This window comes from Rhodopseudomonas julia (assembly GCF_030813515.1).
Classification (GTDB): Bacteria; Pseudomonadota; Alphaproteobacteria; order Rhizobiales; family Afifellaceae; genus Afifella; species Afifella julia.
In genome coordinates, this window is the sequence record NZ_JAUSUK010000002.1 from 708674 (window position 1) to 728295 (window position 19622).

Genomic DNA, 19622 nt, shown 5'->3' on the forward strand with positions numbered 1-19622 from the left:
ATAACGATGCGCAAGGCGCTCGACATGCTCTATGACGCCTCCGCGATCGCAGCGGCTCTTGCGATCGTGGCGATTGCGGTTCTCGTCTCCGTGCAGGTGCTCGGGCGCGTGGCCGACAAGGCGCTGCAATTTCTGGGCTATCCCGTCTACGGCTTTCTCATCCCGTCGCTTGCCGAAATCTGCGGCTTTCTGTTGGTAGCGGCATCATTTCTGGCGCTCGCCTCGACGCTGCGCCATGGCGTGCATATCCGCGTCAATCTCCTCCTGCAGTCCGTGCCGGAAGCGGCACAGCGCCCGCTCAACGCTTTGGTTCTCACAGCGGGCACGGCGCTTTGCGGCTTCCTCGCCTTTCAGGGGGTGAACCTCGTCCTTGAATCCTATCGGTTCGGGGAGGTTTCTTTCGGCATCATCCCGATCCCGCTGTGGATCCCGCAGACGGCGATGGCGGCAGGTCTCGTCATCCTGACGGTTGCGCTTCTCGACGATCTCCTCGTGCTTCTTCGCGGACAGGTTCCGGTCTTCGCCCAGCACGAGGGCGAGGATCTCGTGGAAGGACGCGAGTGATGGGTCTCGGCACAATCTCCGCGCTTCTCGCTTTCGGTCTCCTCGGCGCGCTCGGTCTCGGCCTATGGGTGGCGCTGTCGCTTCTCGGCGTGGCGCTCGTCGCCATTCTTCTGATGACCAACGTGCCGGCCGGCGCCGTGACGGCGACGGCGGCCTGGGGTGCGTCGAATTCCTGGGATCTGACGGCGCTGCCGATGTTCATCTGGATGGGCGAGATTCTCTTCCGCACGCGCCTGTCTGAGGACATGTTCGCTGGCATCTCGCCCTTCATGCGGCGCATTCCGGGGCGGCTTCTGCACGTCAATATCGTCGGCTGCGCCATCTTTGCCGCCGTCTCGGGCTCCTCGGCCGCCACCACGGCCATGATCGGGCGCATGTCGTTGCCGGAGCTGCGCGGTCGTGGCTACGACGAGAAGATGGCGATCGGAACACTTGCCGGGTCTGGCACGCTCGGGCTTTTGATCCCACCCTCGATCATCCTCATCGTCTATGGCGCGGCGACGGAGCAGTCGATCGCGCGTCTCTTTATCGCCGGCATCCTGCCCGGCGCGATGCTCGCCTGCCTCTTCATGGGCTATGTCGTCGTCTGGTCGCTCCTGCGCCGTTCCGGCATGCCGGAGGCCGATCCCTCGACGACCTTGCGGCAGAAGTTTTCGGCTGCGCGCCGGCTTCTGCCCGTCGTTCTCCTCATCGTCGGCGTCATCGGCTCGATCTATGCGGGGCTCGCGGCGCCGACGGAGGCGGCGGCGATCGGCGTCATGCTGGCGCTTCTGCTCTCCTGGGTGACGGGCACTCTGACGAGGGCAAGCTTTGCCGAAGCGCTGATGAGCGCCACGCGCACCTCCTGCATGATTGCCTTCATTCTCATGGGGGCGGCGGTTCTCACCGTTGCTATGGGATTTACGGGCATCCCGCGGGAGCTCGCCTCGGCAATCGGTGCGATGGATTTGTCGCCCGCCGCACTTCTGGCGGCACTCACGCTCCTTTTCATCGTTCTCGGCTGTTTTCTCGACGGCATTTCGGTGGTGGTGCTGACGACCTCCGTCATCCTGCCGATCGTGGAGGCCGCCGGCTTCGACCTCATCTGGTTCGGCATCTATCTCGTTCTTGTCGTGGAAATGAGCCAGATCACGCCGCCTGTTGGTTTCAATCTCTTCGTTCTGCAGGGCATTACGGGCCACAACATCTTCAAGGTGGCGGTGATGGCGCTGCCCTTCTTTCTCATCATGGTCGTGGCGGTGGCGCTGATCGCAGCGTTCCCAGAGATCGCGCTCTTCCTGCCGCGCACCATGCTCGCAAGGTGATCCATGGCGGCGACCCCTAAACGAAACACGGAGATCGGCCCGATCGTGTCGGCCGCGCATCTCGCGGAAGGGGGGATGCCCGCGCTTTCGGAAGTCGAGTTCGCGCTGGAGATGGCGAACAACGCCTTTTCGCGCTGGATGGTGCGCGGCATGGCCGCCGCCGGTGTGGACGGATTGTCGGCGCTCGACGTCCTCGTTCTTCACACGGTCGCGCATCGCGCAAGGATGAAGACGGTCGCCGACATCTGCCTCGTTCTCAACATCGAGGACACGCACACCGTCACCTACACGCTGAAGAAGCTGGAGCGGCTCGGCCTCGTCTCCTCCAGCCGACGCGGCAAGGAGAAGGCAGTCGCCGTCACGAGCGAGGGCGAAGCGGCGTGCTTGCGTTACCGCAAAATCCGCGAGATCCTGCTTGTGGAGGCGGTGAAATCGCTCGGCCTCGACGAAGCGGAGATGAGCCGGCTTGCCGCGCTGCTCAGGGCACTCTCCGGCCATTACGACCAGGCGGCGCGTTCAGCCGTGTCATTGTAGTCATGGCTCCGGCATTGACGCCGCCTTCCGCCAATGCCACCTGTCGCGCGCCAGCCGGCCGGACGGCCGCTCCGCCAAGTCTCGAAAGGGCGGCGGGGAGGAAAGTCCGGGCTCCATGGAAACACGACGCCGGGTAACGCCCGGCGAGGGAAGCTGCGCCGCAAGGCGCAGATGAACCTCAGGGAAAGCGCCACAGAGAGCAGTCTGCCTCTCCGCTTCGGCCGAGAGGTGAGGGTGAAAGGGTGGGGTAAGAGCCCACCGCGGACGCAGCAATGCGGACGGCACGGCAAGCCCCGTCGGGAGCAAGACCGAGAAGGGGCGGCAGGGACGAGCGTCTTCGGGCGTTCACGTCCAGGCCGGTTTTCAGGCCAGCCGCTCGGGTGGGTCGCGAGAAGCGCCGGGTAACCGGCGCTCCAGATGAATGGTCGTCACGTCGCGGGAAACCGCGGCCGTACAGAACCCGGCTTACAGGCCGGCTGGCATATTTCCCGGATCAGGTCAGACGGTTGGATCGGCGGAGGCCAAAGCCGTCTTCACGCGTCCGCAATAGGCTGCCGCGCCGGAGGTCATCCGCGTTGCGTAATGGCCGGCATTGTAGCGCAGAAGCGTGCCGCAGGTCGTGCCGCCGCCGAGTTCATAGGCCCGGGCGAGATAGCGCATGCCCCATTCGAGGTTGGTTTCCGGATCGTAGAGGGCCTGGATGGAGCCGGTGTAACCGAGGCCGCGTGCCGTCGCCGGTTTGATCTGCATGAGGCCGATCTCGCCGGCGCTGCCGGTGGCGCGTGGATTGAAGCGGCTTTCCACCATTACCACGGCGCTCGCCAGTTCCACCGGCACGCCATGCTTTGCGGCCGCCTTGGCGACGAGCGCATGCAGGTCGCTGGCCGGCTTTGCGGTCTTCCCGGCCGTGTCCTTCTTCACTTCGGCCGTTTTCTCGGTGCGCGCAACGGCTTCTGTGCTGCCTGTGGTTTTGGGTGCCGCGTCGTGCGCACGGGCGATGATGAAGGCTTTCGAGCTGTCACCCGAGGTGGCACGTGGCGTATGCGCGGTCTTTTGCGTGCCGGTGTCGCTCTTTTCGGTTTTGGTTTCGGATGCGGCCTGCCGCTGTGCGCCGATGATTAGATCTTTGGAGGCATCATCTGCGAAGGCAGGCTGGATGAAGGCGGCCCCTAGCAGGACCGCTGCAATCGTTCTCTTCAACTTTGACCCCTTTGCCGGTCTCTTCCGGGCGGGGCGGGTAAAAAGCGCAGATGGCCAGAATGTGCGGGTTCCAAGGTCATTTGATGGAACGCGGCATGTGACGCAGGGGCCGGCAAGCCCCTGAACGGACTAAATTTCGTCGATGGAGGCGAGGAGCTTGTGCAGCGTGCGGAATGTCGAATGATCGACGATGCCGTCGATGCGCTCGGGCCGGAAGTGCCTCTGGAAGGCGCCGACGACCGTCCGGGTGCGCTCGTCATAAACCCCGGTGACGGCGACGCAATAGCCATAAAGGGCAAGGAGGCTCTGAATGTCGGCGACCTCCTCGCCTTCGGCGCCAGGAGCGAGGAGCGGTTCGGGCGAGGCGGGCTCCGGCGAGACGAAATGGCCGATCCCCGCCTCCGCGAGACGATGCCAGGGAAAGAGTTCGCCCGGATCGAGCTTGCGATCGGGGGCGACGTCGGAATGGCCCAGAACGCGCCTCGCCGGGATCTTGTGGCGTTTCAGAATATCCTGGCAAAGGGCGATGACGCTGTCGATCTGTCGGTCGCCGAACGGCGGCAGCGTTGCGCCTTTCTCAAGTGCGGCATGGCCCCAATTGGCGATCTCGATGCCGATCGAGCGGGCATTGATATCGCTTGCCCCATTCCATGAAGAGCGGCCGGCGTGCCAGGCGCGCTCCTTTTCGTCGACGAGCCGGAGACGCGTGCCATCCGTGCGGACGAGATAGTGGCAGGAGACTTGTGCGTGCGGATCGCGCAGCCGGGCGAGGGCTTCGTCCTCTTTCTCCATGCCTGTATAATGCAGGAGAAGGATATCGACCGGCTCGCCATTGCGGGAATTGAAGTTGGGGGACGGTTGCCATTCACCGAGGAGGCTGTTTCTCATCGCTTCGCGGTCGAGCCTCGCGAGGCGAGGGAGCGCCCGCGGCCGATTTCCTCCCAGGCGGCGTTGATTGCGGCAAGTCGGTCATTGGCGATCGCGATGAATTCCTCCGGCACGTTGCGGGCAATCAGGCGATCGGGATGGTTCTCGCGAACGAGCTCGCGGTAACGGTCCCGCAGCCGTTTTTCGTCCCATGAGGGATCCGCGCCGAGAACCAGCCAGGGATCGGCCTCACCCATATGCACATGGCGGGCCCGAATGCGCTCGAAATCGCGCCCTTCGAAGCCGAAGATGGCTCCAACCTGCTCCAGATAAGAGAGTTCGCGCTGATGCACGGCGCCGTCCGCCTTGGCGATCGCGAAGAGGGCGTCGAGGATATCTTCCAGCATCGCCGGATCGTCTTGCAGGAGGCGCGCGGCATCCTGCGCATAGGCTTCGAACCCTGCAATGTCGGCGCTCGCCAGACGGTAGATGCGAGCAACGCTCTTCTCGTCTGCCGGTGGGACGGTGAAGAGCCTCTCGAACGTCTCAATTTCCTCGAAGGAGACGATGCCGTCAGCCTTCGCCATTTTTGCGGACAAGGCGATCATCGCGATCGTGAAGGTGATCTCCTTGCGCCTCTCGCTGCCTGAGAGCTGCAGCAGGACATCGCGCAGGCCGGCGATTGCCTCGCCCGTGCGATCAAGGAAATCGGACAGACGCGACCAGATGCTCATGGATGTCCTGCCGAGGTGGTGAAGCGAGCTGCCAGCGGCACCAGAGCCGCTTTTGTGTCCCTAGCGGGGCAAAAGTGTCCAGGCAAGAACAAGCGAACGCCCGAACGAGACCCCAGGTCTGGCATCGAGACATGAGCCTCGATGGCCTGCCTCGATCCTGAAGCTCCGAGATTAAGCGAGCAAGGCAGCGCGACGCGAACGTCGCGCTGCCTCGGGCCGCCAGGCCGGCACCCGATCGGCCGGCGGCCAACCCTTTGCCCGCTCGTTCTGTAACGGTCGCAGAGAGCTTTGCGTTCCGGTGTCGTCTCTCTCTACGCGCCTCTCCCACGGTGAGGGAAATGCTTGCCGGCAAAGGACTTAAGCGATCGGGCGCGCGCCCGCTTACCGCTTGTTTACCTTGAGGGCGCATGTCTCCCAGACCATCCGAGCGGTGCTTGCGCCCGCCAGATTCCATTGCAAACCATGGCATCCCATGCTATCCCATGAATACCCGGAATGGCTCGGTCATGGTGATGCGCGTGGGGTCTTCGGCGCGCTGCACCTTTGACGTTTGCTGAATGCCGTGACGTTGCCGGGAGAGGGCGGCTCGATGACCGCTATGGGGTGTGCAGGCGTATGGATGGGTTCGTGGCAACCTTCACCAACCGGCTCGATGCGAAGGGCCGGGTGTCGGTGCCTGCCCAGTTTCGTGCAGTGCTTGCGCGGGAAGGGACGGAAGGGCTGTTTTGTTATCCCTCACTCGACCAGGACGCGATCGATTGCGGCGGCGCTCGTCTTCAGGACGAGATCAGCAAGCGCCTGCAAGCCTTCGAGACGTTCTCGGAGGATTACGAGACCCTTTCCACGGCCTTCTACGCCGACAGCCGTCTCCTGAAGATCGATCAGGACGGTCGCATCATGCTCCCCGAGGAATTCATCGAGTTCGCCGGCATCAAGGATGCGGCCGTGTTTGCCGGTCTCGGCCTCAAATTTCAGATCTGGGAGCAGGAGAAATTCCAGGCGCGCCGTCAGGTCGCCCGCTCCAGGCTGCGCAGCATCATTCGTTCGCTCGATGGCAAGCGGCCTTCCGAGGACGACGCGTGATGGGCGGGTCGGAAAGCCTGCCGAACAATTCTCTGCATGTGCCGGTAATGCTTCAGCCGGTCATGGAGGCTCTCAACGTGCGCGCCGACGGGCGCTACATCGACGGAACTTTCGGAGCCGGCGGCTATAGTCGCGCGATCCTCGAGGCGGGCGGTGCGGTTCTGGCGATCGACCGCGATCCGAGTGCGATCGCCGGTGGCGCCGCGCTTCAGGAAGAATACGGCGCGCGTCTGCGCCTCGTCGAAGGCCGTTTCTCCGAGCTTGAGGCGATCGCCGAAGACAACGATTTCATGCCCGCCGATGGCGTCGTTCTCGATATCGGCGTCTCCTCCATGCAGCTCGATCAGGCCGAGCGCGGCTTCTCCTTCCGTTTCGATGGGCCGCTCGATATGCGGATGGGTGCCGACGGTCCCTCGGCCGCCGACGTCGTCAACCGTGCGTCGGTCAACGATCTTCAGCGCATTATCGGCCACCTCGGCGAAGAGCGTCGGGCCGGACGTATTGCGCGCGCGATCGTCGCCGCCCGCGACGAAGAGCCGATTACCCGCACGGCTGCGCTTGCCGCCATCGTCGAGAAGGCCGCCGGTGGGCGTGCCCCGGGCTCTCATATCCATCCTGCGACACGCACATTCCAGGCGTTGCGCATCTTTATCAACCGTGAACTCGATGAGCTCGTCGAGGCGCTGGCGGCAGCCGAGCAGGTTCTGGACGAGGGCGGCCGGCTGGTCGTCGTCGCCTTCCATTCGCTCGAGGATCGCATCGTCAAGCGCTTCCTGCGTTTGCGCAGCGAGGAGCTGCGCGGTTCGCGTCACCAGCCGCTGAACGTCGGCCCGGCGCCGAGCTTCAAGGCGCTCAATCGCGGCCTCAAGGCCGATGATGCGGAAACTGCGCGCAATCCCCGGGCTCGCTCCGCGGTGCTGCGTGCGGCCGAACGCACCGCAGCTCCCGCTCACCCTCTCGATATCACGCGCCTCGGCGTGCCGCGTCTTGTCGGTGTCGCCGGGCCGGAGGCCTTCGCATGATGCGTGTTCTCAACATCGTCGCCATCGCCGCGGCGCTCATCGCGGCCTTTTCCGTTTTCAATCTGAAGTACCAGGCTGAGGGCGTCGCCAAAGAGGTCGCGGAGCTGCAGCGGAGGGTCGATCAGGAGAAGGAAAGCCTGTCGCTCCTGCGCGCCGAGTGGAGCGTTCTCAACCAGCCGGAACGCGTTGAGGAACTCGTCACGCGGCATGCCGAAGCTCTCGACCTCGCGCCCGTCGAGCCGGCGCAACTTGCTGATCCAAGGCAGATTCCCATGCGAAGCATCGCTCCGAGCGAGCAGGACCGTGACCTTCTGACCGGCCTCGCCGGCGACCTTGTGGAGAAACTCCAGTGAGCGTCACGACCGAAGCCTTCAAGCCGGACAATTCATGGCGGGAGAGCAGCTGGAGGCATCTTGCTTCGCGCCCGCGCCAGCCCTCGATCACCCGAGCCGGCGACAATGAACGTCTGCGCTGGCGTGTCGTCTTCGCGATGGCAGCCTTCGGCGTGCTTTACGCAGTTCTCGCCGGGCGGCTCGTGCATTTGGGGCTCGCTGCCAACGGCGATGATATGCGCACCGCCGGTGCGGCGAGTGCTGTCGCGGCTGCGCGGCCCGACATCGTCGACGAGAACGGCGAGATCCTTGCAACCGACATCAAGACGGCGTCGCTTTACGCCGAGCCCCGCCGCATCGTCGATGCCGACGAAGCCGCAGAGCAATTGTCTCTGGTTTTCCCGGAATTCGATCGCGACCGGCTGCGGCGCGATCTTGCCACCAATGCCGGCTTCCTTTGGCTGAAGCGCGAAATCACGCCGGATCAGCGCCGGCGTGTGCATGAACTCGGTCTGCCGGGCATCGGTTTCGTCTCTGAAAACCGCCGCTTCTATCCCGGTGGCCCGACCGTTTCCCACATCCTGGGTGCGGTCAATGTCGACAATCAAGGCATTGCCGGCATGGAAAAGTATATCGATGACAGCGGCCTTGCGGATCTGCATCAGGCGGGCTTTGCCACCGAACACGGCCTGGAGCCGGTCAAGCTCTCCATCGATCTGCGCGTCCAGCATGCGGTTCGCAGCGAGCTCGAGACCGCGATGGGCAAGTACACCGCCAAAGCCGCCATCGGCATCGTGCTTGATGTGAAGACCGGTGAAGTCGTCGGCATGAGCTCGCTGCCGGACTTCGACCCGAATATCCCCGCTCAGGCTCTCGACAAGGATCGGCTCAATCGCGCCACCGTCGGCGTCTACGAGATGGGCTCGACCTTCAAGACGTTCACGACGGCCATGGCCCTCGATTCAGGGCTCGTGCACCTGAACGACACGTTCGACGCGAGCAAGCCGCTGCGCATCTCGGGTTTCACCATTCACGATTTCCACGGCAAGCACCGCGCCCTGAGCGTGCCGGAGATCTTCATCTATTCGTCGAATATCGGCACGGCGAAGATGGCGCTCGAATGCGGCATCCCCATGCAGCAGGAATTCCTGGGCAAGCTCGGCCTTCTCGACGAGTTGCGCACCGAATTGCCGGAGGCCGGTGCGCCGCTGAAGCCGAGGGAATGGACGAAGCTCTCCTCGGTCACGATTTCCTTCGGTCATGGCATCTCGGTGTCGCCGTTGCAGACGGCAGCGGCCGGAGCGGCGCTGATGAACGGCGGCTATTATATTCCGCCGACGTTCCTGCCGCGCGACGAACGGACCGCGGCGGAGCTCTCGCGCCGGGTCGTCAAGCCGGAGACGAGCGCCGACATGCGCAAGCTGATGCGGCTCAACGTCCTCAAAGGTTCTGGTCGCCGTGCGGCCGTTCCGGGCTACCGCGTCGGTGGCAAGACGGGTACGGCCGAAAAGGTGGTGAACGGCAAATACGCGAACGACAAGCGCCGCAACGCCTTCCTGTCGGCTTTCCCGATCGACGATCCCCGCTATCTCGTCCTGGTGGTCATCGACGAGCCGAACCCGGAGAAGCCTGGGTTGCCCGCCACGGCCGGTATGAATGCCGCCCCCACGACCGCCGCCATCATTCGCCGGATCGCCCCGATGCTCGGCATCAAACCGCTGCTCACCGATCCTGAAGAGGATCTGGCGACGACCATCGCAGCGATCGAGTAGGTGACAGGTCTATGGCTTCCGACAAGGCCACCCCACCGCGCCGGCTCGGCAAGCTCTTCGGCGACGAGGCTTCCGTTGCCGACGATGCCGCCGAGGTGTGGATCTCCGGACTGACTGCGGACAGCCGCGAGGTGGTCCGGGGAACGCTCTTCGCTGCGTTGCCCGGCACGAAATCCGACGGCGCTTCCTTCATTCCGGATGCAGTGAAGAAGGGTGCGGCCGCGATCCTGACCGGCACGAAGCCTCTCGCTGAAGACCCTGGCGTGCCGGTCATCCGTGCTGCCGATCCGCGTCGTGCTCTGGCGGTCGGTGCCGCCAATTTCTTTGGGCGACAGCCAGAGCGCGTGGTCGCCATTACCGGGACGAGCGGCAAAACCTCGGTCGCCGTCTTCACGCGGCAGATTTTCGCCCATGCGGGCCTAAAGGCTGCGAGCCTCGGGACGATCGGGCTCGTGACATCGGATGGACAGACGAAACCGGGTCTCACGACGCCGGACCCCGTTTACCTGCATCGCACGCTTGCCGAGCTTGCCAAGTCGGGCATCACGCATCTGGCGCTCGAGGCCTCCAGCCATGGCCTCGATCAGCGCCGGCTCGACGGCGTCAAGCTCGCGGCAGGCGGCTTCACCAATCTGTCGCGCGATCATCTCGATTATCACCGGACGCTCGAAGACTATCTTCTCGCCAAGCTCAGGCTTTTCGAGACGCTCCTGCCGGAAGGTGCGGCCGCCGTGGCCGATGCCGATCAGAAGGAAGCGATGCGGGTGAGGGCGATCGCCAGGCGCCGCAATCTCTCCTATCTGTCGATTGGCAAAGCCGGCGAGACGCTGCGACTTCTCTCCGTCACGCGCATGCCGGACGGGGCGCGGCTGCTCCTCGAGGTGAACGGCGAAAAACGCTACGTGCCACTGCCTCTCATCGGAGAGTTCCAGGTTTCAAACGCCTTGATGGCCGCATGCCTTGCCATGGGGGCTGGGCTTTCGGTCGATCAGGCGCTTGCGGCTTTGCCGGAACTCAAAGGCGCGCCCGGGCGGCTGGAGCTTGTCGGGAGCCATCCGAACGGGGCGCAGGTTTTCGTCGATTACGCGCATAAGCCGGGTGCCATCACGGCAGCACTTCAGGCGCTTCGCCCGCATACGCAGAACCGTCTTGTCATCATATTCGGGGCTGGCGGCGATCGCGATCCCGGCAAGCGCGAGCTGATGGGCGAGGCGGCGCGGGAGGCTGCCGATCGGGTCATCGTCACCGACGACAACCCCCGCAGCGAAGATCCGGCTTCAATCCGCCGTGCCATCATGGCTGCCGTGCCGAATGCACGCGAGGTCGGTGACCGGCACGAGGCAATCCGACAGGGGATTGCCGGGCTCGAACCCGGCGACGTCCTGCTTGTGGCCGGCAAGGGGCACGAGACGGGCCAGACGGTCGGCGATCAGGTGCTGCCCTTTTCTGATCAGGAGGAGGTGCGCAAGGCGCTGGCGGAACTTGCCAGCGAAGCTCCGCAAGAGGTGAAGGGACAGCCATTATGAGTCCTTTGTGGCGGATAGCCGAATTTCTGGCCGCCACGGAGGGGCGCCTGGAGGGCGGCGTGCCTCAACCGGCCTGGTCCGACGACGAGACGGCCGGCGCGATTTCGCCCATGAGCATCACCGGCATCTCGATCGACAGCCGCACGGTCGGCCCGCGAGAAGCCTTTTTCGCCATCAAGGGCGATCGGTTCGACGGCCATGATTTTGCCGAGGCTGCCCTGAAGCGGGGCGCCGCGCTCGCCGTCGTCTCCGAAGATCGTCGCGAGGAACTTTCCGGCGGACCTTTCGTGGTCGTGCCGGACGATCCCCTGAAGGCGCTCGAACGCCTCGGCATCGCTGCACGTGCGCGCTCGCACGCCAAGATCGTCGCGGTGACGGGCTCTGTCGGCAAGACCGGCACGAAGGAAATGCTGCGGCTTGTCTTCTCGCTCCTCGGCGAGACACATGCGCCGGTCGGCTCCTTCAACAATCATTGGGGCGTGCCGCTGACGCTCGCACGCCTTCCGGAAAAGGCGGCTTTCGGGATTTTCGAGATCGGCATGAACCATGCCGGCGAAATCAGTCCGCTGACGCGAATGGTGCGGCCGGACGTGGCGATCATCACGACCGTGGGACCCGTCCATATCGAGTTCTTCGGGACGGTGGAGGCGATTGCCGATGCCAAGGCAGAGATTTTCGAGGGGCTCGAGCAGGGCGGAACGGCGATCCTCAATCGCGACAACGACCAGTTCGACCGTCTTGCCGGAGCGGCCCGAGCAAGAGGCGCGCGGATCGTCAGTTTCGGCGAACATCCCGATTCCGATGTCAGTCTCGTCGGCCTCATCGAAGAGGCGTCGGGCAGCCTGGTGACTGCGGATGTCTTCGGCGACAGCGTGCAGTATCGGCTGGGTGCACCCGGTCGGCATCTGGCGACAAATTCCTTGTCCGTGCTTGCGACGGTCGCCGTCCTTGGCGAGAGCCCGTCGGCCGCCGGTCACGCGCTGTCCGGCTTTTCAGCTCCTGTCGGGCGCGGGGCGCGCACGCGACTTCGCATCGGCGAGGGGTCGTTCACGCTCATCGATGAAAGCTACAACGCCAATCCGGCGTCGATGCGTGCCGCGATTGCGCTTCTCGGTGCGGCCGAGCCCGCTTCGAACGGTCGCCGCATCGCCGTCCTCGGCGATATGGGAGAGCTCGGCGATCAGGCACCGGCTTTTCATGCCGAGCTTGTTGATAATCTTGCAACAGCGCGCGCCGATCAAATCTTTCTGGTCGGACCGCTCATGCATCATCTTTGGAATCACTTGCCGGAACGGGTACAGGGAGCCTATGCCGAGACTGCGGGTGAAATTGAGCCGATTCTTCTCGATGCGATCCGGCCGGGCGACGTGGTGATGGTGAAAGCCTCCCTGTCCACCGGCCTCGGCCGGCTGGTTGCGGCAGTGAAAGAGCGGTTTCCCGCAAGAGATCCAAGCGAAAAAGAAGAGAGCTGAGACGGATGCTGGCCTATCTGCAGAACTTCGCGGATGACTTCTCCGTCTTCAATATCTTCCGTTACATAACCTTCCGAACAGGGGCGGCGACGATGACGGCGCTGCTCTTCGTTTTTCTGTTCGGTCCGATGATGATCGAGGTGCTGCGCTTTCGGCAGGGCAAGGGCCAGCCGATCCGGGCCGACGGGCCGCAGACGCACTTCAAGAAGGCCGGAACGCCCACGATGGGCGGGCTGATGATCCTGACGGGCGTCGTCGTTTCGGCGCTCCTGTGGTCTGACCTTTCCTCGCCGTATGTCTGGTGTGTGCTCCTGGTCACGCTGGGTTTCGGCCTGATCGGTTTCTACGACGATTATCTCAAGGTGAAAGGCGCCTCCTCGAAAGGGTTTTCGGGGCGGGCGCGGCTCGGCTTCGAGGCGCTGATTGCCGGTGTCGCCGTCTATGTGATGATGCGCGCGGGCGAGGGCAGCAGCGCAACGGCGCTGACTTTGCCGTTCTTGAAAGAGACCGTCATCCAGCTCGGTATCTTCTTCATCGTATTCGGCGCCTTCGTGATCGTCGGCGCGGGCAATGCCGTCAATCTCACGGACGGGCTCGACGGGCTTGCCATCGTCCCCGTGATGATCGCCGCGGCGTCCTTCGGACTGATCGCCTATCTCGCCGGCAATATCCGCTTCGCCGATTATCTTCAGATCCACTACGTCGCCGGAACCGGCGAGCTTGCGGTTCTCTGTGGTGCGATGATCGGCGCCGGCCTTGGCTTTCTGTGGTTCAACGCACCACCGGCCGCAATCTTCATGGGCGACACCGGCTCATTGGCGCTTGGCGGCATGATCGGCGCCGTCGCTGTCGCCACCAAGCACGAGATCGTGCTCGCCATCATCGGCGGAATTTTCGTCCTGGAGGCGCTGTCGGTGATCATCCAGGTCATGTCGTTCAAGCTCACCGGCAAGCGCGTCTTCAAGATGGCGCCGATTCATCACCATTTCGAGCAGATCGGCTGGACCGAACCGCAAGTGGTGATCCGGTTTTGGATCGTCGCTGTGGTCCTTGCCCTGATTGGCCTGTCCACGCTGAAACTCCGCTAGGCCGGCGATGTCGATCCCTCTCGTCCATCTCAAAGACAAAAGCCTCGGGGTCTTCGGGCTCGCTCGCAGCGGGCTCGCTACGGTCAAGGCGGCTGTCAGCGGCGGGGCGCGCGTCTATGCCTGGGACAACCGGGAAGATGCGCGTGCGAAGGCTGCGGGCGACGGCGTCACGCTCCAAGAGCCTGCCGAATGGCCCTGGGAAGAGCTTGCCGCTCTGGCGCTCGCCCCGGGAGTACCGCTCACGCATCCCGAACCGCATCCGATTGTCGGCATGGCAAGGGGCGCAGGCGTCGAGATCCTGTGCGATGTGGAGCTTCTGTTTCGCGAACTTGAAGGCAAGGCCCGCTTCGTTGCCATCACCGGAACGAACGGCAAGTCGACGACGACGGCGCTCATCGGCCATCTCTTCGGCGAGGCTGGCATTTCGGTGGAAGTGGGCGGGAATATCGGACGCTCTGCGCTCGACCTCGCCGCACCTTCCTCGCCTGAGCACGTCTATGTGCTGGAGCTCTCCTCCTATCAGCTCGATCTTTGCCACCGCCTTCGGCCCAACGTTGCGGTCTGGCTCAATTTGACGCCCGATCATCTCGACCGCCATGGGGACATGGCCGGCTATCGTCTCGCCAAGGAGCGGATCTTTGCGAAGATGGGTGCGGGCGATCTCGCCGTCCTCGGTATCGACGAGACGGATATGGAAGAGGTTGCCCTCGCGCTCGTCGAGAGGGCTTCGGCACCTCGTATCGCCCGCGTCACCGTGCGCGAGCGGGACGCGGCCGATATTCGCGTCGACGATGCCGGGCAGATGACGGATGCGCGCAGCGGCGAGACGCTCGACCTTTCGACTTTCCCCTCCCTGCGTGGGCGCCACAATTGGCAGAATGCCGTCTGCGCTTATGCGGCGGTCCGAGAGCTCGGCGTTCCGGTCTCTGCGATCACCGAGGGAATGGCAAGTTTTCCGGGTCTCGAACACCGTATGCAGATCGTCGGCCGGCGCGGCAAAGTGCTTTTCGTCGATGATTCCAAGGCGACCAACGCCGATGCTGCCGCGCCCGCTTTGGCGACCTTCCAGCCTGTCTATTGGATCGTCGGCGGACGCCCGAAGGCGGGCGGCATCAACGGACTTTCCGGCTTCTTTCCCCGTGTCGCCAAGGCCTATCTGATCGGCGAAGCGGCCGACGAATTCTCCGCTACGCTTGCCGCGCGGGTCCCGCATGTCATCGCAGGAGAACTCGCACGCGCCGTCAGGATGGCGGCCGAAGATGCGGCCCTCGATCCGGAGAGCGAGCCTGTCGTTTTGTTGTCGCCGGCTGCGGCGTCATTTGATCAGTTCGCCGATTTCGAGGCGCGGGGACGGGCGTTCGTCGCCGCCGTCAACGCGCTGGACGATGCATCCGCGCAGCAGGCTGCGCTCTCGGAGACCGCGTCATGATCAGTCGTCGCGATCGTTCCCTGATTGCCGAATGGTGGTGGACCGTCGATCGCACGACGCTCTTCCTGGTGCTTCTTCTGCTCGCGGCTGGCGTCGTCCTGTCCTTTGCGGCGAGCCCGCCGGTTGCGGAACGCCTCGGCCTGTCGACCTATCATTTCGCACTCAGGCAGGCGATGTATGCGCCGACTGCGACAGCGATCATTCTCGGCATCTCGCTGCTCACCCCGCGCCAGGTTCGGCGGCTTGCGCTTCTCATCCTCCTCGTCTCCTTGTCGATGATGGTCGCCGTGCTGTTCATCGGCGACGAGGTGAAAGGCTCGCGGCGCTGGGTCTATATCGCGGGCATGTCGTTGCAGCCGTCGGAGTTTTTGAAGCCCGCCTTCATCGTCATCGTCGCCTGGCTGTTTGCCGAGGGTTCCAAGCATCCGGAAGTGCCGGGCAAACTTCTCGCCGTCATCCTGCTCATCATCACGGCGGCACTCCTCGTGGCCGAGCCGGACCTCGGCCAGACCATCCTGATCTTCTCCGTCTGGGGTGCCGTCTTCTTCCTCGCCGGCGTCTCTCTGCCGCTGGTCGGTGGGCTCGCGGGCACGGCCGTGGCCGGTCTCTTCGCCGCCTATTTCATGTTCCCGCACTTCACCTCGCGCATCGACCGCTTTCTCGATCCGGAAGGGGGCGACACCTATCAGGTCGATATCGCCATGCGCTCCTTCGAGCGCGGCGGCTGGTCGGGATCGGGACCGGGCGAGGGCGTGATGAAGCGGATCCTGCCGGATTCGCACACAGACTTCGTCTTCGCCGTGATCGCGGAGGAATTCGGCATCATCCTATGCCTCGCCCTGATCTGCATCTTCGGCTTCATCGTGATGCGGGGGCTCATGCATGCGCTTAGGCGCAAGCAACCGTTCGAGCGCATGGCAATTGCCGGCCTCTCGATTCAGATCGGCCTGCAGGCCTTCATCAATATGGGCGTGAACCTGCAGCTTCTGCCCGCCAAGGGCATGACCTTGCCGTTCATCTCCTATGGCGGCTCGGCGTTGCTTTCGAGCGCCGTCGTCATGGGCTTTATCCTGGCCCTGTCGCGCGAGCGCGCGGAGCGGAAGGTGACCGTCATGCCGCATTCGAGCTTTGCTGAGCAATTATGAGCGATAAGACCAGGCCGTTGGCCTTGCTGGCCGCCGGGGGAACCGGGGGGCATCTCTTCCCGGCAATCTCTTTGCGGGCCGAGCTGAAAAAGCGCGGCTATGATGTGGCCATCGTCACCGACAAAAGAGCTGGGCAATACGCGACCGATCTGCCTGCAGACGAGCTCCACGCCATCGACGCGGCGACGCTTTCCGCCGGCAATCCGGTGCGCGCCGTCTCCTCCATGTGGAAGCTCTCGCGTGGCGTGATGCAGTCGCGCGGCCTGTTGCGGCGCCTCGGTGCCGATATCTGCGTCGGCTTCGGTGGCTACCCGACCGTACCGCCGCTGCTCGCCGCGCGCATGGCGCGCGTGCCCGCTCTCGTTCACGAGCAGAATGCGGTTCTCGGCCGTGCCAACAGGCTGCTGGTGAAGGCCGGTGCGGCGCTCGCCACCGGGTTTCCCGATCCGAAAGGTGCAGCCTCTGCGAAGCGCCTCGCTTTCACCGGAAATCCAGTCCGCGAAAGCGTCATCGATGCCGGCAAGATGCCCTATGAGCCTGCCGGCGAAGAGGACAGCATCCGCCTTCTCGTCTTCGGCGGCAGCCAGGGTGCGCGTGCTCTCTCTTCGCTGGTGCCCGAAGCGATCGCGCTTTTGCCGCGTGCGCTGCGCGCCAGGCTGCAGATCGTGCAGCAATGCCGGCCGGAGGATCTCGACACCGTGCGTCTTCTCTATGGTCGTCTCGACGTTTCGGCGGAGCTTGCGTCGTTCTTTCAGGATCTGCCGGCGAAGATCGGCGCAAGCCATCTCGTCATCAGCCGGGCCGGGGCGTCGACGGTGTCGGAACTCGCCGTTATCGGCCGTCCGGCCATCCTCATTCCTTTTCCGCATGCCATCGACCAGGATCAGGCGGAGAATGCGCGCCTTCTCGCCGATGTGGGCGGCGGCTGGATGATGGAAGAAGCCTCCTTGACCGCTGAGGGCCTTGCCTCGCGGCTGAAGGAGCTGATAGCGCATCCCGACGAACTGGCCGCAGCGGCCGCAGCCGCGAAAAAGGCCGGGAGGCCGGACGCGGCCGAAAGGCTCGCCGATCAGGTCGACGAGCTCGTCAGCCTGACGCGAGGACATCGCCAATGAAAATGCCTTACAACATCGGCCCGATCCATTTCGTGGGGATCGGCGGCATCGGCATGAGCGGCATCGCGGAGGTGCTGATCAATCAGGGCTGCCAGGTCCAGGGTTCCGATGTCTCCGACAGCCCCAATGTCGCCCGCCTGCGCGCGAAGGGGGCCGAGGTGATGATCGGGCATGCGGCGGAGAACCTCCGCAATGCGGCGGTCGTCGTCGTCTCTTCGGCCATCAAACGCGACAATCCGGAGCTGCAGGCGGCGCGTACGCAAGGCCTGCCGGTGGTGCGCCGTGCCGAGATGCTGGCTGAGCTCATGCGCCTCAAATCTGCGGTCGCCATCGGCGGTACGCATGGGAAGACCACGACCACGTCCATGGTGGCCGCGCTGCTCGATGCCGGCGGTCTCGACCCAACCGTCATCAATGGCGGCATCATCAACGCATATGGCACCAATGCCCGCATGGGTGACGGCGAGTGGATGGTGGTGGAGGCGGACGAGAGCGACGGCACATTCGTCAAGCTGCCGGCCGATGTCGCTGTCGTCACCAATATCGATCCGGAACATCTCGACCATTACGGTTCGTTCGAAAAGGTGCGGGAGGCCTTCATGGCCTTCGTGGAGAATGTGCCCTTCTACGGCTTTGCCGTGATGTGCCTCGATCATCCAGAGGTGCAGTCCCTGGTGAAGCGTATCGAAGATCGGCGCATCATCACCTATGGCTCCAATCTTCAGGCCGAGGTGCGGTTTCACTCGGTGAGCTTCGTGCCGGGTGAATCGCATTTTTCGATCGAGCGGCGCGACCGGCTGACGGGCGAAACGGAGACGCTTTCCGACCTCGTCCTGCCGATGCCGGGCATCCACAACGTCTCGAACGCGACGGCTGCGATCGCGGTCGCCCGTGCGCTAGGCGTGTCTGAGGCGGATGTGCGCAAGGGGCTCGCTTCCTTCGGTGGCGTCAAGCGGCGCTTTACGCTGACGGGGACCTGGAACGGCGTCGCCATCTATGACGATTACGGCCACCACCCGGTGGAGATTTCCGCGGTCTTGAAGGCTGCGCGCGCGAGCTGCCGCGGCCGCGTCATCGCCGTCGTGCAGCCGCACCGCTACAGCCGCCTCCACAACCTCTTCGATCAGTTCTGCGCCTGCTTCAACGATGCCGACACCGTCATCGTGGCCGATGTCTATTCCGCAGGCGAAGACCCGATCGAAGGGGCCGATCGCGACGGTCTCGTCGACGGGTTGCGGGCCGGCGGACATCGCGATGTGCGACCGCTTCCAAGCGAAGCGGAGCTTGCTCGCATGATCGCCGATATCGCGAAGCCGGACGACATGGTCTTGTGCCTCGGCGCGGGCTCGATCTCGAAATGGGCCAATGCTCTGCCGGGCGAACTCAATGCGCGAGACGAGGCCGCGTGAGCCTCAAGCTCGATCGGCGGGGATGGTGATGCGCGCTCAGGAACTCGAGGGCCTGCTTGAAGGCTTCCGTGGCAAGCTGAAGGCGAACGAACCGCTCGCGCCGATCGTCTGGCTGCGGGCCGGCGGGCCGGCGGATCTGCTCGCCATGCCGGCCGATGTCGACGATCTCGCCTTTCTCTTGAACGCTCTGCCCGAAGAGGTGCCGGTGACCGTGATCGGGCTCGGCTCCAATCTTCTCATCCGCGACGGCGGGATCGAAGGCGTTGTCGTGCGCCTATCCGGCAAAGCGCTGGGGAAAATCGAGGTCGATGGCGATCTCATTCGCGTCGGCACCGCACTTCCCGACAAGCTCTTCGCCAAGGCAGCGCTCGAGGCGGGGCTCGGCGGTTTTGCGTTCTATCACGGGATACCGGGCGGGCTCGGCGGGGCGCTCAGGATGAATGCGGGCGCCAATGGCGGAGAAACCTGCGATCGGCTGATCGAGGCTGTGGCGCTCGACCGTCACGGCAACCGCCATGTGCTGACGAAGGCTGAGATGGGCTATTCCTATCGCCACAGCGACGCGCCCAAGGATCTGATATTCGTCGAAGCGCTCTTCAGGGGCGAAAAGCGGCCCGAGGACGAAATCCGGGCCGAAATGGATGCGGTACAAAAGCATCGCGAAGAGGCGCAGCCGATCAAAACCCGCACCGGTGGTTCGACCTTCAAGAATCCGCCCGGCCAGCGCGCCTGGGAGTTGATCGACGCGGCCGGTTGCCGGGGGCTCAAGATTGGCGGAGCGCGCGTTTCCGAGATGCACTGCAACTTTCTCATCAACGAGGATGAGGCCAGCGCCTACGACCTCGAATGTCTGGGCGAGACGGTGAGGGCGCGGGTTCTCGCCCATTCCGGCGTGCGGCTCGATTGGGAGGTCAGGCGCCTCGGCCGCTTCGGAGAGACGGGCGAGGTCGAGCCGTTCCTGGGTGCGTGAGAGGCGTCTTTCAAAGAATTGCCGATCCATCTCTTAGTTAACGATTTCTAACCCTT

18 protein-coding genes and 1 other RNA gene are annotated in these 19622 nt (G+C 64.1%); 16 read left to right on the forward strand and 3 right to left on the reverse strand.

Going from position 1 to position 19622, the window contains the following annotated elements; genetic code table 11:
- Window positions 1–6 precede the first annotated feature (6 nt).
- The 4 genes from J2R99_RS12525 to rnpB all read left to right on the forward strand — a co-directional run bounded on the left by J2R99_RS12525 (window position 7) and on the right by rnpB (window position 2886).
- Entirely contained in the window at window positions 7–564 is a 558-nt protein-coding gene (locus tag J2R99_RS12525) for a TRAP transporter small permease (protein ID WP_307154798.1), read from the forward strand.
- On the forward strand, window positions 564–1868 hold the full coding sequence (locus tag J2R99_RS12530; RefSeq protein WP_307154799.1) for a TRAP transporter large permease: 1305 nt from the start codon (window positions 564–566) through the stop codon (window positions 1866–1868). Before J2R99_RS12525 ends, J2R99_RS12530 begins: the two co-directional genes overlap by 1 nt.
- A 3-nt stretch (window positions 1869–1871) precedes the next feature.
- The gene (locus J2R99_RS12535; protein WP_307154800.1) at window positions 1872–2402 is read left to right on the forward strand and encodes a winged helix DNA-binding protein; all 531 of its coding nucleotides are present in this window, start codon (window positions 1872–1874) and stop codon (window positions 2400–2402) included.
- Between the two features lie 50 nt (window positions 2403–2452).
- Window positions 2453–2886: RNase P RNA component class A (gene rnpB / locus J2R99_RS12540), an RNA gene on the forward strand.
- Between the two features lie 14 nt (window positions 2887–2900).
- Here the strand turns inward: rnpB and J2R99_RS12545 are convergent.
- From J2R99_RS12545 to J2R99_RS12555, 3 genes are all read right to left on the reverse strand, one after another.
- Complete coding sequence (locus J2R99_RS12545) at window positions 2901–3602, reverse strand: lytic transglycosylase domain-containing protein (RefSeq protein WP_307154801.1); 702 nt, start codon at window positions 3600–3602, stop codon at window positions 2901–2903.
- Between the two features lie 129 nt (window positions 3603–3731).
- The gene (locus tag J2R99_RS12550; protein ID WP_307154802.1) at window positions 3732–4490 is read right to left on the reverse strand and encodes a peptidoglycan recognition protein family protein; all 759 of its coding nucleotides are present in this window, start codon (window positions 4488–4490) and stop codon (window positions 3732–3734) included.
- Window positions 4487–5203 carry a TerB family tellurite resistance protein gene (locus J2R99_RS12555; protein ID WP_307154803.1) on the reverse strand — a complete coding sequence of 239 codons (717 nt, stop codon included), beginning with the start codon at window positions 5201–5203 and terminating at the stop codon, window positions 4487–4489. The genes J2R99_RS12550 and J2R99_RS12555 overlap by 4 nt, the downstream gene beginning before the upstream one ends.
- A 627-nt stretch (window positions 5204–5830) precedes the next feature.
- Here J2R99_RS12555 and J2R99_RS12560 point away from each other — a divergent pair.
- The 12 genes from J2R99_RS12560 (at window position 5831) to murB (ending at window position 19566) form a co-directional block, all read left to right on the forward strand.
- The gene (locus J2R99_RS12560; RefSeq protein WP_246008381.1) at window positions 5831–6286 is read left to right on the forward strand and encodes a division/cell wall cluster transcriptional repressor MraZ; all 456 of its coding nucleotides are present in this window, start codon (window positions 5831–5833) and stop codon (window positions 6284–6286) included.
- Window positions 6286–7308 (forward strand): 16S rRNA (cytosine(1402)-N(4))-methyltransferase RsmH, encoded by a 1023-nt coding sequence (rsmH, locus tag J2R99_RS12565; protein ID WP_307154804.1) that lies wholly within the window; start codon window positions 6286–6288, stop codon window positions 7306–7308. The genes J2R99_RS12560 and rsmH overlap by 1 nt, the downstream gene beginning before the upstream one ends.
- The gene (ftsL, locus tag J2R99_RS12570) at window positions 7305–7661 is read left to right on the forward strand and encodes a cell division protein FtsL (RefSeq protein ID WP_307154805.1); all 357 of its coding nucleotides are present in this window, start codon (window positions 7305–7307) and stop codon (window positions 7659–7661) included. Before rsmH ends, ftsL begins: the two co-directional genes overlap by 4 nt.
- 137 nt (window positions 7662–7798) lie before the next feature.
- Entirely contained in the window at window positions 7799–9412 is a 1614-nt protein-coding gene (locus J2R99_RS12575; RefSeq protein ID WP_307155700.1) for a peptidoglycan D,D-transpeptidase FtsI family protein, read from the forward strand.
- Between the two features lie 11 nt (window positions 9413–9423).
- Window positions 9424–10938 carry a UDP-N-acetylmuramoyl-L-alanyl-D-glutamate--2,6-diaminopimelate ligase gene (locus J2R99_RS12580; protein WP_307154806.1) on the forward strand — a complete coding sequence of 505 codons (1515 nt, stop codon included), beginning with the start codon at window positions 9424–9426 and terminating at the stop codon, window positions 10936–10938.
- The gene (locus tag J2R99_RS12585; RefSeq protein ID WP_307154807.1) at window positions 10935–12410 is read left to right on the forward strand and encodes a UDP-N-acetylmuramoylalanyl-D-glutamyl-2,6-diaminopimelate--D-alanyl-D-alanine ligase; all 1476 of its coding nucleotides are present in this window, start codon (window positions 10935–10937) and stop codon (window positions 12408–12410) included. Before J2R99_RS12580 ends, J2R99_RS12585 begins: the two co-directional genes overlap by 4 nt.
- A 5-nt stretch (window positions 12411–12415) precedes the next feature.
- Window positions 12416–13498, forward strand: coding sequence for a phospho-N-acetylmuramoyl-pentapeptide-transferase (mraY, locus tag J2R99_RS12590; protein WP_307154808.1), 1083 nt, complete (start codon window positions 12416–12418; stop codon window positions 13496–13498).
- A 7-nt stretch (window positions 13499–13505) separates the two neighbouring features.
- Window positions 13506–14927 carry a UDP-N-acetylmuramoyl-L-alanine--D-glutamate ligase gene (gene murD, locus J2R99_RS12595; protein WP_307154809.1) on the forward strand — a complete coding sequence of 474 codons (1422 nt, stop codon included), beginning with the start codon at window positions 13506–13508 and terminating at the stop codon, window positions 14925–14927.
- Window positions 14924–16072: a putative lipid II flippase FtsW gene (ftsW, locus tag J2R99_RS12600; protein WP_307154810.1), complete on the forward strand. Its 1149-nt coding sequence runs from the start codon at window positions 14924–14926 to the stop codon at window positions 16070–16072. Before murD ends, ftsW begins: the two co-directional genes overlap by 4 nt.
- Window positions 16069–17187 (forward strand): undecaprenyldiphospho-muramoylpentapeptide beta-N-acetylglucosaminyltransferase, encoded by a 1119-nt coding sequence (gene murG / locus J2R99_RS12605; protein ID WP_307154811.1) that lies wholly within the window; start codon window positions 16069–16071, stop codon window positions 17185–17187. Before ftsW ends, murG begins: the two co-directional genes overlap by 4 nt.
- Complete coding sequence (gene murC / locus J2R99_RS12610) at window positions 17184–18596, forward strand: UDP-N-acetylmuramate--L-alanine ligase (RefSeq protein WP_307154812.1); 1413 nt, start codon at window positions 17184–17186, stop codon at window positions 18594–18596. The genes murG and murC overlap by 4 nt, the downstream gene beginning before the upstream one ends.
- A 28-nt stretch (window positions 18597–18624) precedes the next feature.
- The gene (murB, locus tag J2R99_RS12615; protein ID WP_307154813.1) at window positions 18625–19566 is read left to right on the forward strand and encodes a UDP-N-acetylmuramate dehydrogenase; all 942 of its coding nucleotides are present in this window, start codon (window positions 18625–18627) and stop codon (window positions 19564–19566) included.
- Window positions 19567–19622: the final 56 nt, after the last annotated feature.

Excerpts from the sequence above, each read along its gene's own strand:
- J2R99_RS12530 (WP_307154799.1), top strand. The coding sequence starts at position 564 with ATGGGTCTCGGCACAATCTCCGCGCTTCTCGCTTTCGGTCTCCTCGGC.
- murC (WP_307154812.1), top strand. The coding sequence starts at position 17,184 with ATGAAAATGCCTTACAACATCGGCCCGATCCATTTCGTGGGGATCGGC.
- mraY (WP_307154808.1), top strand. The coding sequence starts at position 12,416 with ATGCTGGCCTATCTGCAGAACTTCGCGGATGACTTCTCCGTCTTCAAT.
- ftsL (WP_307154805.1), top strand. The coding sequence starts at position 7,305 with ATGATGCGTGTTCTCAACATCGTCGCCATCGCCGCGGCGCTCATCGCG.
- J2R99_RS12550 (WP_307154802.1), bottom strand. The coding sequence starts at position 4,490 with ATGAGAAACAGCCTCCTCGGTGAATGGCAACCGTCCCCCAACTTCAAT.
- murG (WP_307154811.1), top strand. The coding sequence starts at position 16,069 with ATGAGCGATAAGACCAGGCCGTTGGCCTTGCTGGCCGCCGGGGGAACC.
- J2R99_RS12525 (WP_307154798.1), top strand. The coding sequence starts at position 7 with ATGCGCAAGGCGCTCGACATGCTCTATGACGCCTCCGCGATCGCAGCG.
- rsmH (WP_307154804.1), top strand. The coding sequence starts at position 6,286 with ATGGGCGGGTCGGAAAGCCTGCCGAACAATTCTCTGCATGTGCCGGTA.
- J2R99_RS12555 (WP_307154803.1), bottom strand. The coding sequence starts at position 5,203 with ATGAGCATCTGGTCGCGTCTGTCCGATTTCCTTGATCGCACGGGCGAG.
- ftsW (WP_307154810.1), top strand. The coding sequence starts at position 14,924 with ATGATCAGTCGTCGCGATCGTTCCCTGATTGCCGAATGGTGGTGGACC.
- J2R99_RS12580 (WP_307154806.1), top strand. The coding sequence starts at position 9,424 with ATGGCTTCCGACAAGGCCACCCCACCGCGCCGGCTCGGCAAGCTCTTC.
- J2R99_RS12575 (WP_307155700.1), top strand. The coding sequence starts at position 7,799 with ATGGCAGCCTTCGGCGTGCTTTACGCAGTTCTCGCCGGGCGGCTCGTG.
- J2R99_RS12585 (WP_307154807.1), top strand. The coding sequence starts at position 10,935 with ATGAGTCCTTTGTGGCGGATAGCCGAATTTCTGGCCGCCACGGAGGGG.
- J2R99_RS12535 (WP_307154800.1), top strand. The coding sequence starts at position 1,872 with ATGGCGGCGACCCCTAAACGAAACACGGAGATCGGCCCGATCGTGTCG.
- murB (WP_307154813.1), top strand. The coding sequence starts at position 18,625 with ATGCGCGCTCAGGAACTCGAGGGCCTGCTTGAAGGCTTCCGTGGCAAG.
- murD (WP_307154809.1), top strand. The coding sequence starts at position 13,506 with ATGTCGATCCCTCTCGTCCATCTCAAAGACAAAAGCCTCGGGGTCTTC.